We start from the raw sequence: 18040 nt of genomic DNA, 5'->3' as shown, positions 1-18040 counted from the left end.
GGGATATCAATGTATAGTTGATAAATTGGTGCTTATTTCATCAAACTTCCCATGTGATTTAAGGTTCTGATTAATTGACTGACATAGCTCATTTCATTGTCATACCAGGATACAACTCTCACCTCATAAATATTTGTTCCACAACGTTGTGCAAGTGTTTGGGTGGAATCGAAAAGCGAACCATAGCTCATGCCGATTGTATCGCTTGACACCAGCTCCTCGTCGGAATAGCCAAAGGATTCATCTGCAGCCTTGTGCATTGCCTCATTGAGCCCCTCAACACTTACAGAGTCGGTCTCATCTTTTAAGGTAGCATCAAGGATAGTGATGGAGCCGGAAGCAACTGGAACGCGTTGTGCCGATCCAATCAGCTTTCCATCAAGTTCAGGAATGACGAGACCAATCGCTTTTGCAGCACCAGTTGAATTAGGTACAATGTTTATTGCCCCGGCTCTTGCACGACGAAAATCACCTTTCCTGTGCGGGCCATCAATAATCATCTGGTCGCCTGTATATGCATGAATCGTGGTCATGAAGCCTGTTCGTAACTCACGATATTCATTTAATGCCTTTGCCATTGGAGCGAGGCAATTGGTGGTACAGGATGCACCGGAAACAATGAGATCATCACTTTTCAATGTATGATGATTGACGCCGTAAACAATGGTTGGCAGATCACTGCCCGCAGGAGCTGAAATAAGGACCCGCTTTGCACCTGCATCAATATGTGCCTGACTCTTGTCCTTTGCGCAGAAAAATCCGGTGCATTCCAAGACAATGTCTACACCGAGGCTACCCCATGGAAGGTTCTTTGGTTCCGGGTCCTTGTACACTCTGATTTCCTTGCCGTCGATGACAAGAGCATCTTCCGTACTTTCAACTGTATGCCCAGTGAAACGACCTTGTACACTGTCATATTTCAGGAGATGGGCAAGCATTTTTGGCTCTGTTAAATCGTTAATGGCCACAACTTCAAAACGATCATCGCCAAAGATTTTCCGAAACGTAAGTCTTCCTATTCTTCCAAAACCGTTAATAGCAACTTTAAACATTTTTTTTCCTCCAATTTGAAATAGATGGTGCGATGGAAGCTTTATTCCAATTTTTTGAATGCGAATTTAGAATTTGCCGGCGCTACCGAGAACATTTTCGTTTTTCTCTTTGATCAATGTGATCAACTCATCCCGGGCAGGTCCGAGATATTTACGTGGGTCAAACTCTGCCGGGCTTTGGGCAAACACTTTGCGAATAACAGCCGTCATTGCCAAACGACCATCACTGTCGATATTAATTTTGCAGACAGCTGATCCTGCGGCTCGGCGGAGTTGATCAACCGGGATGCCCACTGCACTCTCCAGATTGCCGCCAAACTCATTGATCATATCAACATGCTTGGGAGTGACTGAAGATGCACCATGAAGGACAATGGGAAAACCAGGAAGGCGTTTTTCAATTTCTTCTAAAATATCGAAGCGCAACGGCGGGGGCAGCTCACCGGGGGCAAGCTTGAATTTATGCGCACCGTGGGAGGTGCCGATGGAGATGGCTAAGCTGTCCACCCCGGTCTTCTCCACAAATTCCTCCACCTCTTCAGGCCTGGTGTAATGCGACACCTCAGATGAAACCTCATCTTCCACCCCGGCCAACACGCCAAGTTCCCCTTCCACTGTGACATCAAATGTATGTGCGTATTCAACAACCTCGACTGTTACCTTGATATTCTCTTCAAAGCTGTGATGGGAGCCATCAATCATTACCGAAGAGAAACCGGAATCGATACAGTCCTTTGCCTGCTCAAAGCTGGAACCGTGATCAAGGTGAAGGGCTATGGGAATGCTGCTCCCTATATCCCTGGCCATGGCAACGGCTCCTTGTACCATGTAGGGTAAAAATATCGGGTCGGCATATTTTCTGGCACTACCTGAAACCTGAAGAATAACAGGAGAACCGGACTGGGCACAGCCGGTAACAATCGCTTGCAACTGTTCCATATTGTTGAAATTGTACGCAGGGACCGCATACTTACCCTGCATAGCCTGGGCAAACATTTCCTTGGTGTTTACCAAGCCGAGCTCAGTATAATTATGATTCATTTCAAGCTCCTTAAGCAATGGGATTAAAAAAATTCGGTAACGAATAGATGGCTAACCTGCTCCCGGATAAGCAGTTCAACCCAGCCGGGTGTGCTAAAATTGTATTAGCCCGGATTTCTCATCAGTTCAGGCGGTGCCAGGTTCGAAGTTTTTGGTAGTAAATCATAGTAGACTATCGGAGTCTACGCTTACCTTTTACTGCCAAAATACTGAAGAAGATGGTACCGCATGGACTGACCTTTGGTGAGCATTTTGTTAAATTGATATCTGATTGATTTTAATGACATCAGACTGAAATTACTAACCTTATCGAAAAATGACAAAATGCTCATGAGAAATTCGGGTTAGAGTTGTATAAGCTTAACCTTCGGCAATAAATCCCTGACTTGAGCAAGTGTTCCCACTGTCGTGCCGTTTTGACCGGCAGTAGCAGCGCCGCAGGCAATGCCCCAGCGTAGTGCCTCGGAGAGTTCAACTCCTTCGCTGAGCCCCCATACCACTCCAGCAACCATTGAGTCGCCGGCGCCAATGGGGTTTTTCTCAACAATTGCCGGGCTAGCCGCCTTCCATGTATCCTGCCCATTCACCAGCAAGGCGCCTTCTTTTCCCAAAGAAACAATCACATTGGCTGGCCCCAACTTTTTCAAGGCCTCTGCGGCAACAGCGATCTCTTCTGTGGTGCTTACCGGTAGTCCGGTTAACTCGTGGGCTTCCTCATCATTTGGCTTTACCAGTAATGGGCCGGCAGCACAGCTTTGCTTCAGCGGCTCGCCGCTGGTATCGAGAAAAACCTTGGCACCTGCCGAATGGATGAGCTCGATAAGCTCACCATAGAAATCAGCAGCAACTCCAGGGGGGAGGCTGCCAGCCAGCACCCACCAGTCGCCGGGTTTTACATTGGTAACGATCTTTTCCTTTAGCAATGCTAAATCGCTTTCCTTGATGGTTGGTCCGGGTTCATTGACTTTGACATAGTGGCTGCTTTCGCTGCTGACGATGGACACATTGGTCCGGGTTTCTCCTTCCACCCAGACAAAGTCCGTCTCGATTCCAAGAGCGACAAGCTTTTCTTCAAGTAACTCTCCGGTTTTGCCGGCAGCGAACCCCATGGCAACACTGGGAACCCCCAGCGAATTGAGCATTCGGGCTACGTTGAAGCCCTTCCCGCCGCAGTCTACTTGCCACTGGGATGCGCGAAGCACCGTGTCAAAAGCGATCTCACCGACTGTTAGTTCGCGGTCGACGGCAGGATTCAGGGTTACGGTATAAATCATATCTCACCCCTTCCAAAATTTTTCAAACAACGCTTCTTCCGCTTCCAAGGTCCACATATTTCCCGGTTCGAGTTTCTCTGCGATTTCAGGGAAGTGCTTATGGAGTTCATCAAGTCCAAGGAGTGGCAGATCTTCAATTTGTGGAAAGATAACAATTTTACCTGCATATTTTCCGTCGATAACCGCCTGGATACCTTCTTTCGCCACGTTCATCCCGCCGATGGCGCCAACGCTTCTTGCAGGTGAAAGCGAACCGCCGGAGGCCTGATTGAGCACCTGACGCTGGTCTTCCAAGGTCAGGCCGGAGGTGCCGGTATACTGAGCGTTATGCAAATACACGTTGCTCAGGTTCATTGGGGCCATGGTACCATTGGGAACGCCGGCAAAGAACACCAGCATCCCGTTTTCATTCATGAGTGTATCGCTTTCAGCCATAACACCTGCAATGGGTACACTCACCACCACATCTTCAGCCCCTTTTCCACCGGTAGCCTCCATGACAAACTCATGGAGCGACTTGTCGCTGGTTTGAGGGTTGAAGGTCAGGAGTTTGCGACCGTTCTTTTCAGCGAGTGCTGAGAAACGGTCAACAATGGCTTCCAGTCTCAGATCGCTCACCTCTGTGGCAATAACTGTTTTGGGGCCATCAGGCAGCTCGATGGCACGCTGGACATGCATCTGCCCCATGGGGCCTCCAGCTCCAACAAAGACTGTGGTTCCATTGGGGGAGAGCTCACACCTGTTGCGTTGCTCGCCATAGGAAGCCGCGATGTCCGGGCCCTGGTTGCCGATGAAAGCGATGTAATCATAATGAAGCCGGCCGACATCGGTATCGACAAGCCCATCCAGAGGAGTCTTGCCGACCATGTTCATGGTACCCCGACGGGCGATATACTTAGCCACTTTGCCGACCATGTCTGCAGAATGTGGATCAAGCATGACGATATCGTCAAATCCGTTACCGTCGGTAAATTCTTGGCCAAGCTCTTCGTACTGTTCAACAGTGATACCGTTACGAACTTCCACCTTGGCTGTTGTCTTTGCGGCAAGATCGGCAACAGCTGCAGGAGCATCGGAAAGGATAATCACGGCTGGAGCATCCAACCCTTTGGAAAAATTATATTCGGTTGTATCGCCGGGAGAGCCGATGATCCACATCACACCGCCTTCTTTAGGGTCCAATCGCCTGCGCTGGGTGTAGGAAGCAAGTACACAACCCCAAGGCTCCAAGAGCGAGGCCTCGGCATAGCCCATGGAGTCATCAACGGGCAGCAGGCATTCTCCCTCATCGGTCTCAAGCATTTCCGGACCGATCAGGTGGTACTGGATAAGGCCACCTGGAATAGTGTACCCATAAGCTGTACTCTTCCCATTCTGATAAATATCGGGTTGGACAGCTAACCGCTGGCCGGCGTGGTACCGGTCTTTCAACTCTTCACCAACTTCGACCACTGTAAGTGACGCTTCATGACCAAGCCTGCCCGGTTCTTTGGAGAGATCCCGGTTGTATAGCTTGGGATGACTGCCGCCCATGTTGATCAATTTTACATCGGAGAAGCAGAGCCCCACCGAGTCTATACGTACCAGCATCTGGTTTGCTGCAGGTTTTGGGATGGACAGAGATTCCGGCTTATTGTCCTTGCCGATATTCTCTTCTCCGGCTCCATACATATTCCAGACCAAGCCTTTTTCAGGCACATTAATCTCTGCAGCGTGATATTTTTTATATTGCGATGTCATGATTGTCTCCTTGGAGTACTCTAGAGTAAATCGTCGTTATGCTTGTACAGCTCCATAACGGCTTCCGAACTGCCCATCTGGAGCGCCTTGTTTGCTTTTTCCTGTAATTTAGCAAAGCTTACTGCGCGGATGATATTTTTGACCGCCGCCACATTGGTTGGACTGACAGAGAGTTCGCTTACCCCCAAGCCGACCAGAAGGGTTGCAAGATTTGGATTTGCAGCTGCATTGCCGCAAACGCCTACCCACTTTCCATTTGTCTGTGCAGCTTTTACCGTCATTTCGATCATTTTCACGAGTGCGGGATGATAACTGTCTGCTTCATTGCAAAGATCAGGATGCCCTCGATCTATGGCAAGAGCGTATTGGGTTAAGTCGTTTGAACCGATTGAAAAGAAATCCACCTCCAGGGCAAGTTGATCAGCAATCATTACCGCTGAAGGCACCTCAATCATGATACCAAGCGGCAGCTTGGGAGCGTTTAACTGCGAACGAACTTTCTCTGCAATATCCCGTGCTTTTTGCCACTCTGACATCCTGCCGATCATGGGAAACATAATGTGGATTCCGGTCGATCCGGTTGTCTCTTGCTGCCAAAGCGCTACCTGGTAAATGGCTTCCAGTTGACGCCTGAACATGTCTTCATATTTAAACGAAAGGCGAACTCCACGCATACCCAGAAAAGGGTTTTCTTCATGGGGAATATGCATCCAGGACACCGGCTTGTCCCCACCGATATCTGCGGTACGTACGATTAACTGACGACTGCCGAGTTCCTCTACAATCGCTTTCAGGCTCTCGGATTGCTCTTCAATCGAAGGTTCTGCAACTGAAGATTCAAAAAGAAACTCAGTCCGTAATAAGCCTACCCCCTCACCACCATTTTCCAATACAAGTTTCGCGTCTTCAGGTTTGGCGATATTGCAAACGACATCGACGCGATGACCATCCTTTGTTTCAGCTACCTTATGTTTTTGCGCATCTTCCGTTTTGCGAATCTGATTCCATTGCTTCTTCCATTTCAACCCATTCTTCTGTGTTGCCTCATCCGGATCAACGTAAATGGAAGAGGCCTGTGGATCGACAATAATCAGGTCACCATCCTCAATGTTTGTAAGACTTCCGTCGCCCAGGCCGACTACTGCCGGAATCCCCAGAGCTCGGGCAAGAATAGCCATATGACTGTTAGGGCCGCCAAGCTCCGTACAGATGCCGCGAACCTTCAGGCCATGTAAGCCGGCTGTCTGCGAGGGCGTTAAATCTTTTGCCATCAAAACGAAATCTGTTTGCGGGTACACAACCGATGAACTAGCCGGCACCATCAAGGCCACTACACGATCACGGACATCAATGAGATCCGCAATCCTTGCTCGTAACCGTTCATTATCAACCTTTTTTAGGGAATCGACCTGCTTTTCAATGGCTTGATGAAAAGACCAGGCAGCAGTCTTACCGTTGACAATGTATTTTTCACTGTCGGTCAAGACCAGCTCATCCTGCAGCAATTGCTTTTGAGCGTGTAAGATAGCAGCTTCCTTTGGCGCCCTGGTTTGCATGTTGGCTTGCAGTTCGTCCAATTGATGGGCGGCCTCGGTCAGGGCAGTGCTAAAGCGTTTGGCTTCCTCTTTGGCGTCTTGTGCATTCTCCTCGAATGTCATTTTTCTCGAATGCAATCGAAATGCAGGTGCCATCGTAATACCGGGTGATGCCGCAGAACCGGTTATCGTCACACGACATTGAGGGGCGGGCAGGGCGGACAATACTGCCAGAGGATTGTAGGACGCATTATCCTCATTTTCATCACTATCCAGGCCTTGATTAATCATCTCAGCCAGTACCTGAGCAGCTTGATCGGCTTCCGGCCCTTGTGCAGAAATTACCAGCTCGTCGTCAAGGCTGGCGCCCATGGCCAAAAGGGATGCCATGGATTTACCATTGGCGGTCTTTTGGTCATTGCGAATACGGATATCTGTTTCAGAAAAAGTTGCAGCACGCTCTGCAATCAGGCTTGCTGGGCGGGCGTGCATCCCCTGAACATCGACAACATTGGCCACGGCAGTTGTTGAGAAATCTTCCAGCTGTTCCGGCTCTGACTCAGAGGGCGCCTGATCGGTGGCGTTGAGTGCATTTAAAATATCGTTTTTATCGGTTGTACCGGCCAGTTTTTCAGCAAGCGCTTGATCCATGACCACCTCGGTGAGGCGTTGGAGCAGACTTAAATGATCCTGGCCTTTCGCTGCAATGCCAACAATCAGGTGTGCTATATCGCCCTTGTCATTCCAGGGAATACCTTGGGGAACCTGAGCAATAAAAACACCGGTTTTAACAACCTGGTCCTTGGCTTCATTCACCCCATGGGGGATGGCAACCCCATTAATTAGATAGGTACTGACCTTTTCTTCCCTGGCCATCAGTGGTTCCAGATAGTCTCCGCTAACGAGTCCCAGAGCAGACAGGTTTTGAGCAATCAATTCAAGGACATCTTTTTTGGTTGTTGCCTGGACGTTTAACGCTATCTGTTGCGAGCTAACCGTTAGGCTGTTTTCTTCAGCTGTTCTCTTTTCTTGCGGTGCTGATTGCTGAACGGTTTCCTCTGTTACTTCAGGCTGCTTGCTTACCTCTGGGCTTTTTTTACCACTAAGTAACTTCTTGAAAAAAGACATAATGACCTCCACTCACTTTGTGTAATCCGGGGGCAAGGTTTAAAGCCTGCCCCCTTCATCCTGCCGCCTTGTACTCCTCATCAAACGATACTTAGCTAAAACTACCTGCTTATTTCAGCTTGGCTACCAGGTCATCATAAAAGCCGGCATCCATAAAATTATCGATACTGAAGTGTTGAGCACTGGGAAGCTTAGCCTGTGCACGAGGAGTTAATTCGTTTTGAGTGATAACGATGTCCGCATCTTTAAGGTCATTGATGGCAGCATTGGTCACTTCTATATCAAGACCTGCATCATTGACCTTGCCACGAAGCACGGTTGCGCCCATGGCTGAAGAACCCATACCTGCATCGCAGGCAACAACAATCTTATGAATTGTTCCGGGTACAACTGCTTCAGGTGCAGCATCTTTTCCCTTTGATTCTGCCTTGGAGGCAGCAACTGCAGCTTGCGCTGCTTCAAGGTCATCGGTTTCAGATGCATCCATGCGGACGAATATGGCACCAATAAGGAACGAGGTAAGGGCTGACAGTGCAATGGAACTCAAGGTTAATACGATACCCATTCCTTTGGTGGACATCAGGGTCAAAGCAAAGACAGAACCTGGAGATGGAGGACCAACCAGTGCGTTACCGGTGAACATGTTAAATCCAACACCAACCATGCCGCCGGCAATGACAGCGATGATCAGTCTTGGCTTCATCAGTACGTAAGGGAAGTAGATCTCATGGATACCACCAAAGAAGTGAATGATCGCCGCACCGTAAGATGACTTTTGTGCGGTACCTTTACCAAACACCATGTATGCCAGTAGAATTCCCAGACCTGGACCAGGGTTGGTTTCAATCAGATAGTAGATGGATGAACCGATCTTGGCAGCTTGTTCCGCTCCAAGAGGTGTGAACACACCATGGTTAATAGCATTATTTAAAAAGAGAATTTTTGCAGGCTCAACAATGATGGACACCAGCGGCAGGAGCGACATTTCTACGATCCAGCCAACACCGGATGCTAGGGCCGTAGTGACTGCAGAAACAATCGGACCAATTATGACGTAGGCTATTAATGCCGCCACCATGGAGATGATGCCAAGTGAAAAGTTGTTGACGAGCATCTCAAAGCCAGGCTTAATCTTGCCGTGTATCCGTTGATCAAACTTAATTACTGCGTACCCGCCCAGTGGGCCGGCAATCATAGCACCCATGAACATGGGTATACCACTACCAACAATGACGCCCATTGTCGTGACTGCACCGGCGACCGCTCCACGATCGCCACCAACAATCTTACCACCGGTATAACCAATTAAAAGCGGTAGTAAGTAGGTGATCATCGGGCCCACAAGTGATGCTAGTTTTTCACTGGGCAACCAGCCGGTTGGAATAAACAACGCTGTAATTAATCCCCAAGCAATAAATGCCCCAATATTAGGCATTACCATACCGCTTAGAAATCGACCAAATGACTGAGCTCCTACTTTTAACGTGTTAGCGGGCATAAACAGATCCTCCTTGTTACCTAGTTTGCATTTTCTCCCCAATCAAGCCCATAATGCCTCAAGCGCAATCGTTACGGGAGTGAATACCCCGCCCAGGAAGCCGCCAAATCTTGGTAACGGCCTGTTTTGCTTGAGACGCCCCTTGGTATAGGTTTGCGTGACTCAATAACCACCATTTCCTCAATAAAACTGTCCGGCGAGTCATTAGCAGTTACTCGTAATGACCCAACCTTTAGAGTTATATGTAAACGATTACATATAATGGTGTCAAGAGTAATTGTTCGTTCAGGATCTCTTAAGAGGGTGGATGTGGTAAATGTTGTTTGTTTTTATGTAATTATAGTTATATAAAAATTTTCAACCTTGTCGAATTTTACCTGTTAGGAACCTGTCTGCCGGCAATCGTTTTCAGGCTTTTATGTTTTTTGGTCTTTTATACCGCTCGTGTAAGATATAGTTATCTACAAAAGTCTTGTTATCCCAAAATCGGCAGCTTCATAGCCTTAATGCCTGCCTATCTAATTGAACTATCATTCAAAAACAAAATCAAATAGTAAGTAAATGTATTTTAAAGGAAGCGAAAATGAGCTTTGTCCACACTTGTCAGTTATTAAAAATTGTAAAATCGGCAAAGTATTCGGCCTTCTTTGCGAAAACGTTTACATGGTTTTTATGAAAATTAGATAGCGAAGACTTCGATCTGTCTCCCGGGTTTAAAAGAGAAATAAAATCAGTCCCCTGTCTGTTTCAGTAGGTAATTGGCTGAGTTTTGTACGTAATCAGATTTTAAAATGTATCCCAAGTGGTATTCTACAGAAAAGGCCATACGCCCAGGAATCAACTAGTCGAAATTCCAATTCTCTATAGCTGCAGCCCTCTATTTGTTTTACGGATGCTTCGTGTATACCCTACTCTGCAGTCATACCGCAGGCGTTACTTTTAGCATCGCTCTTTTGCGTTAATGAGCCATATCTTGTAGAGCCAGGTCGTATATGATAATATTTTCATCAAGTATATCGCTGATCTTTTCCAACTCTTTCGTCTTAGGGGGGCAGGGGCAGCTTCTGCTAAAGGTAGCTGCTGGTTATGAGATTTTCTCTTGCTAAATCAGATAACTAGCTTCTCACGGACAAGCGCTAATTAACTTTTTTATATACAAGGAACGGCCATGAAAGAAACCATAATGTCTGAAAAGCAATCCAAGACTTGGTGGTACACACTTCAAAGGTCGGAAATATATTTGTTTGCTGCTGTTGTTTTTGTTGTCAGCGTGGGTTGGTATGTATCCTTTCACTATAAAAATGCATTACGGCAAGCAATAATTAACTCATACCAAGAAACTCAATTAGAGATTGTACGTTCAGTTGCAAGAGCAACGGAATTGTATATTGCTGATCAGTTGGGAAAAGGAACGGATATCACCACTATTGAACAAAACATATTGAAAAAGTTTGTTGCTCCAATCCATTTATTGGAAAATGGTGATGCATGGATCTACGCACCCGATCATGTTGTTTTTGATTTAAGTTCAGACTTTCCTGATGCGTATCGTGGGAAAAGTATGGAGGAAATATTTGAATCACAAGTGCACTATGGTGCAAGTCATTATGAAAAAATGACAGATGATGTTTTACATTCACGAGAAGGAGTTGGTTGGTACATCTGGTTACCTGAAAAAGGGCCTGAAATTGCAGCTTGGACGCCAGTAAAATTTGGCAATTATGTTTGGACTATAGGTTTATCAACACCTTTATTTGAAATCCTTGAAGTAACTAAGGCTAAGAATCAGGAAATATTTATAACTCGAATACTTATATTTATTACCATACTCTGTATTTCTGTCCTGATATTTACTTTATTGAGCAAAGCAGGTCGGCTTAAGCTAGAAAATGAAACATATGAAACAAAGGCGAAACTTCAAGCACTGATAGAATCTATTCCAGACGTCATTTATTTTAAAGATACTAAAGGAAAATATTTATTAGTTAATAAAGCTTTTGAAGACATGCTTGAGATGAGTCGGGTAGATATTTTAGGTAAAACCGATTCGGAAATATTTTCTGCAGAAAAATCTCAATTACGCAGGATGAGTGACGAACAAGTTGTAAAAAATTTAAAGCCCTATCAAGCTGAACATAGCTATCTGAATAAAAATAATCAAACCATCTTTTATGAAACGAATAAAGTGCCATTATTCAATAATCAGGACGATTTTATTGGTCTTGTTGGAATTAGCCGAGACATTACCGAGCGTAAACGAAACGAAGTGGCCCTTGAGAAAAAAATTACTACCCTGACAGGAGCATTGGATGATTTTAAGTCTATTGCCTTCGAGGATCTTTTCAAGATAGAAGATATTCAACGTCTTCAAGACGAGTTTGCAGAAGCTACAGGTGTCGCCTCTATTATCACAACCCCGGCTGGAAGCCCCATTACGAATGCCAGTAACTTTTGTAGACTCTGTAATGAAATTATTCGTAAAACAGAGAAAGGTTTAAGTAACTGCTTTAAATCTGACGCTTGTTTGGGAAGATTTAATCCTGATGGGCCAATTGTTCAACCTTGTCTTAGTGGAGGACTCTGGGATGCTGGCGCTGCAATATCAATTGGTGGTAAACATATAGCCAACTGGTTAATTGGGCAAGTGCGTGATGAGACACAGTCTGAAGAAAAAATGCGCATCTATGCTCAAAAAATTGGTGCTGACGAGACAGCTGTTATAGAAGCATTCCGTGAAGTACCGTCTATGTCGAGATATCAGTTTGAACGGATCGCTCAGGTACTCTTTACTCTCGCGAATCAGCTTTCAACTACTGCACATCAGAATATCCAACAAGCTCGTTCCATAGTAGAAAGGGAGAAAATAGAAAAATCACTGAGGGCGAGCAGGGAACGCTATAAGGCCTTAACTGAGGTATTGCCGATTGGCATTTTTGAAATAGACATTAAAGGTAATATCTTATTTGCAAACCAAGCCATGTTTGAGATGACTGGGTATAATCAAAATGACCTGAAATTAGGGCTAAATATTGACAAAGTTATATCTCCTGAAGATCAGGGTAAAGCATTATACATGATGCAAGATTTTTTTGATGGCAACCCCGTTGATGGGAATGAATATAAAATATTGAGAAAAGATGGGAGCATATTTGTAGGATTTGTCAGTTTTAGATCATTTGTTGTTGAATCTATTCAATATTTGACAGGATATATTTTTGATTTGTCAAGTATTAAAGAAAAAGAAAAAGCTTTGCTTGAAAGTGAAGAAAAACTAGCTCGTTCAAAAAAAATGGAATCTCTTGGGCTTTTAGCAGGAGGAGTAGCCCACGATTTGAATAACATTCTGTCGGGAGTTGTTAGCTATCCAGAACTAATTCTTTTAGATATGGATAAAGATGACAAGTTGAGAAAACCTATAGAAAGAATAATGGAATCTGGAAATAGGGCAACTGCTATCGTTCAAGAGCTTTTAACTGTTGCTAGAGGTGTTGCAATAACGAAAGAGCCAGTGAGTATAAATAGCCTTGTTGAAGACTTTTTTAATTCTCCTGAATTTAAACAAATAAAACAGTTTAATCCATCGGTAAAATTTCGAATAGACCTGGATAGTGAGTTGTTTAATGTCAAGGGCTCTTCTGTTCACCTGCGAAAAGTATTAATGAACTTGGTCTATAATGCAGCTGAGGCAATTGTTGGAGGAGGCCATGTTGTTATTTCAACCAAAAACTGCTATTTAGACAGGCCCGTAAGTAGATATAATGATGTTCGCCAAGGGGAATATGCCCTTATAACCGTAAAAGACAATGGTCCAGGAATTGCCGATGAGGATCTCGAAAGGATATTTGAACCTTTTTATACAAAGAAGATAATGGGTAGAAGTGGGACAGGCCTGGGATTAGCAATAGTCTGGAGCATTGTTCAGGATCACGATGGTTACATCGATGTGGTGACCAGTATGAATGATGGTACTGCATTTAAGCTGTTCTTTCCGATAACACGAGAAGAAGAGGTCACTGATAGTAGGTCGTTTAATATCAATGACTATATGGGTAACGGCGAGATAATTCTGGTTATTGATGATGTACAGAGTCAACGAGAAATATCCAGCAACATGCTAGAAAGGCTAGGGTATAGTGTGCAAACAGTTTCAAGTGGAGAAGAGGCCGTTGAATACATCAAGAAGCAATCGGTTGACCTGTTACTGATTGATATGATAATGGAACCTGGTATTAACGGTTATGAAACGTATAAGAGGATTATACTGATTCATCCAAATCAAAAAGCAATTATAGTCAGTGGGTTTTCTGAAACAAGTGATGTTAAAAAAACTCAGGATTTAGGCGCAGGAAAATATTTAAAAAAACCTTTAACTCTCGAAAAGTTAGGAGTAGCCATAAAGGAAGAGTTGAAAAAATAGAAAATTGATCAACCTAAAGTCGACTTTTGTTTTGTTCAGATTAATGCTGTTAACTACAAGCTCAAAATCAACTGCTACTGGAATAGTTTAAATTTCTTCTATCAATACCAATAATTGAGCTCTTTCCCCACACCTATGGGACTACTGATAGCTTGCAAAAATGCCTTGCGAAGAAATGGAAGAAGCTGAGTATTGGGAATGTTAACTATTTAAGTAAACCTGAAAGGTTACACTATTCCTGTTTCTTGAATAATTGGTTATTGGAGAGGTTTTTAGATAAAATTACCCTTGCTGTATAAGAGTGTCTTATTTTAGTCTCGATTTCTACATCAAAGATCCCGGTGTTTGAAGTCGAAAAAAAGAACTGCCCATAAACGGCTGCCCCCGAAAGAAAAAGTTTCTTTCGGGGGCGGAATGTGGAGCCTATTCTATTGTATTTGTTGTATAAACGATGCTGCCCGGCAAAGCAGATTCATTGACTCTCTTATTATACTTTTAAGGGGAATCCGCCATCAGCCAAAGTGGCCACAACTTTATCCTCAAGTTCCTTTATTATTTCCGGGCTCAGGGTTTTTTCACGATCCATAAAAGTCGTCCGCAGGGTGACTGATTTTTGTTCATCACTTAATTTGAACACATCCACCACCTTAGCGTTTGCCACTTCCTTGACCTTCAGCTTGCCAAGGACACTGAGAATATCACCAACTGGAATCCGGCTTTCGGCAACAACAGTGCAATCAAACTCAGACCATGGAAATCTGGGCAGAGCTTTGTACTTGGTTTTATCTTTGATCCGTTGATTCATGAAATCGGTTATATCAAAAATAGCCAGAGACACATTGCCCTTAATTTTGAATTGTCGAGTGATTACCGGATGAACAGTGGTAAGAAAACCACAATGTTTCCCCATCACCCTGATGTTTACATACTCATTGGGATGCAGTCCCGGCCAATCCGCAGGAACGTGGGGATTGGGAAACTTGTCGTTCTTTTCCTCAAACTGTGCATTGAGGTTTAAGTAACTCATCAGGGGCTGCATTACATTGAGCAGATTCATAAACGGAGACGCGGTTTTATCAAAGAAAACCACGCCCAACTGATATCGGTCCTGGCTGTAGGCATCCCCTTCCAGCTCTTGATACGAACGGCCCATTTCAAAAAACCGGAAGGAAGTAAAGTTTTTCTGGTTCAAGGCGGCCTTTTCCAACAGTGAGGGGACCATACTGGGGCGCATGCGGCTTAATTCGTGGGACAGGGCATTTACCAGCTCCAGTTTATCGTTTTTCACCGGCCAGTCTGCCTGCTCCAGCAGTTTTTCGCCTACCATGGGATAGGTCATCACTTCCAGGGCCCTGCCATTGAAGACCATGAAATTCTGGATACGGCGCTGCATCAGTTTGGCTTCACCCAGTCGTACGGTTTCAATTATGTTTTTAGGAGAAACAGGAACTATGTTATCGTAACCGATGATTCGGCCGACCTCTTCGATCAGGTCATCCTCGTATTCAATATCTTTTGTGGCGCGGTAGCTGGGAACGGTAACGGTTAGTTGCTCTCCTTTCTTTTCAACGAGAAAGTCCAGGGATTCAAGAATCGCAATAATCTGCTCCTCCGGAACATCTTTCCCCAGCACTTTGCAGACTTTTGCATGGCTGATTTCGATCTGCAGTTCAGGAGTAGGCTGAACTCCGTCCTCCTGCATGGAGCCTACAACCCTGGCTTCAGGACAACTTTCACGAACCAGCTCAACAATACGCAAGATGGAACGTTCTAGCTGGTTGGTATCCAGGCACTTCTCGTACCGCTGTGAGGAGTCGGTTCGCAGTCCAAGGCGAACACTCACTTTGCGAATTTCGGAATCCTTCCAGTTAGCCGCTTCGATGAAGATTTTAGTAGTATCGTCTTTGACACCACTGTAAAGACCACCCATGATGCCGCCAATAACAGAAGGCCCTTCCTTGTCGCAGACCATGGTATCGGTGGGCAGCATTTTTCGTTCTTGCTCATCCAAAGTGACAAAGGTGCCCTCTTCGCCCATGCGGCGTACATGGATTTCACCGCCGCGGATGGTCTCGCGGTTAAAGATATGATTGGGCATTCCCAGTTCCAGCATCACATAGTTGGATATATCCACGATATTGCTGATGGGGCGTAGGCCGCAGAGACGAAGACGTTCCTGCATCCACTGAGGGCTGGGTTTAATGGTGATATTGTCCATGCTGAGGCCTTTGTAGCCCAAGCAGGAGGAATCAGCGTCTACGTGGACGCTCACCGGCGCAGCCTCATCAGTGTACAGACTACGAATAGAATTTTGCCATTCTTCGTTAAAACAGTCTTTCAACGGTTTGTTAAACACTGCTGCAAATTCACGGGCCATACCGTAATGTCCCCACAAATCAGGACGGTGGGTGATGGATTTGTTATCTATGTCGAAAAGTATATCACTGGTGGCTCCGAGGTGTTCGGCAAGTGTTTGTCCGACCGTGGCGTCTTCAGGCAGGATCATGAGTCCGCTGTGATCCTCACTCAAGCCCAGTTCAACTTCGGAGCAGAGCATTCCTGCACTTTCAACCCCCCTGATTTTTTTGGGAGTCAGGGTAAACCCGCCGGGAAGGGTTACCCCTACAGAGGCAAAGGGTACTTTTTTACCAACTTCGACATTGGGCGCGCCGCATACGACCCGTTTTTCGTCTTCTCCGGTGTTAAAGCTTACCAGGCGCAGTTTGTCCGCATCGGGATGCGGCTCTATGGTGGTTATCTCTACAACCTTAATTTGCTCCAGATGAGCACCGGTGGTCTCCACGCCTTCCACTTCGCAGGTGGCCAGGGTAAATTTTACCCCCAACTCTTCCGGAGAAATATCCTCAGGGAGATCCACATAATCTTTTATCCAATTAATACTAATATTCACTGATAATCTCCTCTGCTCTCAATAGGACTTGAACTGTTCTGCAAAACGTAAATCTGCACCATGCAGATGGCGAATATCATCAATGTGATAACGCATCATAACAAGCCGATCAAGGCCCAGTCCAAAAGCAAAGCCATTCCATTTTTTGGGGTCGATACCACCGGCTTTTAAAACATTGGGATGGATCATGCCGCAGGGAAGCAGTTCTACCCAACCGGTTTGCTTGCAGACGGAACAGCCTTTTCCTGCGCAGATAAGACATTCGATATCAAGTTCAAATCCAGGTTCTACAAAGGGGAAGAAGCCGGGGCGCAGTCTAACATTCACATCTTGACGAAAAATTTCAGAAAGGAGGGCTTTCATAAAATAAATCAGGTTGGCTACCGAGATATCCTTGCCCACCATCATTCCTTCCAGTTGATGGAAAGCCATTTCGTGGCTTGCATCGGTGGCCTCACAGCGAAAAACCTTTCCAGGGCCGATAAATTTGAAAGGAGGGTCGTTGGCCTCCATTCCTCTTACCTGGATAGTGGAGGTGTGTGTCCGCAGCAGATGCTTCATATCTGCAAACCAGAAGGTGTCCTGCATATCTCTTGCTGGATGGGTATCTGGGATATTGAGTGCTTCAAAATTGTGAAAATCGTCCTCAATATGAGGGCCGTCCAGTATGTCAAATCCCATGGAGATAAAGATATCCTCAATCTCACGCTGGATGATGGTAACTGGATGATAGCCGGCAGCCAAGAGCCCCTTCGCTTTGACGCTATCGGTAAAGCTGATATCCTGCCAGTTTTCTTCAAGCTTTGCGTTTATCGCAGCCGTTTCGATTTTCAGCAGTTGAGCAGATAAGCTGTCCTGGATCTCCTGCTTAAATTCATTGGCTTTTGCACCCACAGTCTTCCGCACGTCTGCAGAAGCTTCACGCATCCCTTTGAGGATGTCATTTAATTTCCCCTTTTTCCCAAGGTAATCGGCCTTGAAATCAGCAAGACTGTTTTTGTCTGCCAACGTTCCCACCGACTCACGGAATTCTTTTTGTAATTCTTCCAGCTTTTCCAGCATGCTTTACCTCTTCACCATCTATCATTGGCCACGATAGACACAAAAAAGCTCCCCATGGGGAGCCTCGATTAGTATTTCAAACCTTCAGCATTTTTTGCCTCATCCATCACGGTAAACGAGAAAGAGGAAAAAATATACCCTTTGTATGTTTCTACCCAATATAGGGGAAAAATTTATTGTGTCAATTTGATCCTGAATATTTCGGCACAATAATTTAAAAAGAGTGCATTTGATGCACGTTTGCAATCATAGTTAGTGTCTGTCCGCGAGAAGCTATTTATTTGATTTAGTAAGAGAAAATCGCCTTTTAAGGGATGCTCTTTTTACGATTCCTGGTAAAGTTTTTTTAGTAAGTCGCTAAAATTACTTGATTAACTATTTC

Annotated in this window: 8 protein-coding genes and 1 pseudogene; 1 reads left to right on the top strand and 8 read right to left on the bottom strand. The window is 45.3% G+C overall.

Annotation, left to right across the window (positions count from 1 at the left end; all coding sequences use genetic code 11):
- Nucleotides 1–32 precede the first annotated feature (32 nt).
- From gap to JWH17_RS19835, 6 genes and pseudogenes are all read right to left on the bottom strand, one after another.
- Nucleotides 33–1052, bottom strand: a complete 1020-nt coding sequence (gene gap, locus JWH17_RS19860; RefSeq protein ID WP_205224436.1) for a type I glyceraldehyde-3-phosphate dehydrogenase — start codon at nucleotides 1050–1052, stop codon at nucleotides 33–35.
- Between the two features lie 66 nt (nucleotides 1053–1118).
- Nucleotides 1119–2093, bottom strand: a complete 975-nt coding sequence (locus tag JWH17_RS19855; protein WP_205224435.1) for a class II fructose-bisphosphate aldolase — start codon at nucleotides 2091–2093, stop codon at nucleotides 1119–1121.
- Nucleotides 2094–2437: 344 nt separating this feature from the next.
- Nucleotides 2438–3367 (bottom strand): 1-phosphofructokinase, encoded by a 930-nt coding sequence (gene pfkB / locus JWH17_RS19850; RefSeq protein ID WP_205224434.1) that lies wholly within the window; start codon nucleotides 3365–3367, stop codon nucleotides 2438–2440.
- Between the two features lie 3 nt (nucleotides 3368–3370).
- The gene (locus tag JWH17_RS19845; protein ID WP_205224433.1) at nucleotides 3371–5107 is read right to left on the bottom strand and encodes an alcohol dehydrogenase catalytic domain-containing protein; all 1737 of its coding nucleotides are present in this window, start codon (nucleotides 5105–5107) and stop codon (nucleotides 3371–3373) included.
- 20 nt (nucleotides 5108–5127) lie between these two features.
- Nucleotides 5128–7770: a phosphoenolpyruvate--protein phosphotransferase gene (ptsP, locus tag JWH17_RS19840; RefSeq protein WP_205224431.1), complete on the bottom strand. Its 2643-nt coding sequence runs from the start codon at nucleotides 7768–7770 to the stop codon at nucleotides 5128–5130.
- Between the two features lie 115 nt (nucleotides 7771–7885).
- Nucleotides 7886–9268: pseudogene (locus tag JWH17_RS19835) on the bottom strand (PTS mannitol transporter subunit IIBC); the annotation flags it as partial.
- Between the two features lie 1168 nt (nucleotides 9269–10436).
- Between JWH17_RS19835 and JWH17_RS19830 the strand changes: the two are divergent.
- Nucleotides 10437–13685 (top strand): PocR ligand-binding domain-containing protein, encoded by a 3249-nt coding sequence (locus tag JWH17_RS19830; RefSeq protein ID WP_205224428.1) that lies wholly within the window; start codon nucleotides 10437–10439, stop codon nucleotides 13683–13685.
- A gap of 487 nt (nucleotides 13686–14172) precedes the next feature.
- On the opposite strand, the gene pheT is transcribed toward JWH17_RS19830, so the two are convergent.
- Nucleotides 14173–16596, bottom strand: coding sequence for a phenylalanine--tRNA ligase subunit beta (gene pheT, locus JWH17_RS19825; protein ID WP_205224427.1), 2424 nt, complete (start codon nucleotides 16594–16596; stop codon nucleotides 14173–14175).
- Between the two features lie 18 nt (nucleotides 16597–16614).
- On the bottom strand, nucleotides 16615–17658 hold the full coding sequence (locus tag JWH17_RS19820; RefSeq protein WP_205224426.1) for a phenylalanine--tRNA ligase subunit alpha: 1044 nt from the start codon (nucleotides 17656–17658) through the stop codon (nucleotides 16615–16617).
- Nucleotides 17659–18040: the final 382 nt, after the last annotated feature.

It is taken from the genome of Desulfogranum marinum, from assembly GCF_016918565.1.
GTDB lineage: Bacteria > Desulfobacterota > Desulfobulbia > Desulfobulbales > Desulfobulbaceae > Desulfogranum > Desulfogranum marinum.
The sequence above is the reverse complement of the archived record's forward strand: the minus strand, read 5'-3'. Positions and strand labels throughout refer to the sequence as shown.

Excerpts from the sequence above, each read along its gene's own strand:
- gap (WP_205224436.1), bottom strand. The coding sequence starts at position 1,052 with ATGTTTAAAGTTGCTATTAACGGTTTTGGAAGAATAGGAAGACTTACG.
- pfkB (WP_205224434.1), bottom strand. The coding sequence starts at position 3,367 with ATGATTTATACCGTAACCCTGAATCCTGCCGTCGACCGCGAACTAACA.
- JWH17_RS19830 (WP_205224428.1), top strand. The coding sequence starts at position 10,437 with ATGAAAGAAACCATAATGTCTGAAAAGCAATCCAAGACTTGGTGGTAC.
- JWH17_RS19820 (WP_205224426.1), bottom strand. The coding sequence starts at position 17,658 with ATGCTGGAAAAGCTGGAAGAATTACAAAAAGAATTCCGTGAGTCGGTG.
- JWH17_RS19845 (WP_205224433.1), bottom strand. The coding sequence starts at position 5,107 with ATGACATCGCAATATAAAAAATATCACGCTGCAGAGATTAATGTGCCT.
- ptsP (WP_205224431.1), bottom strand. The coding sequence starts at position 7,770 with ATGTCTTTTTTCAAGAAGTTACTTAGTGGTAAAAAAAGCCCAGAGGTA.
- JWH17_RS19855 (WP_205224435.1), bottom strand. The coding sequence starts at position 2,093 with ATGAATCATAATTATACTGAGCTCGGCTTGGTAAACACCAAGGAAATG.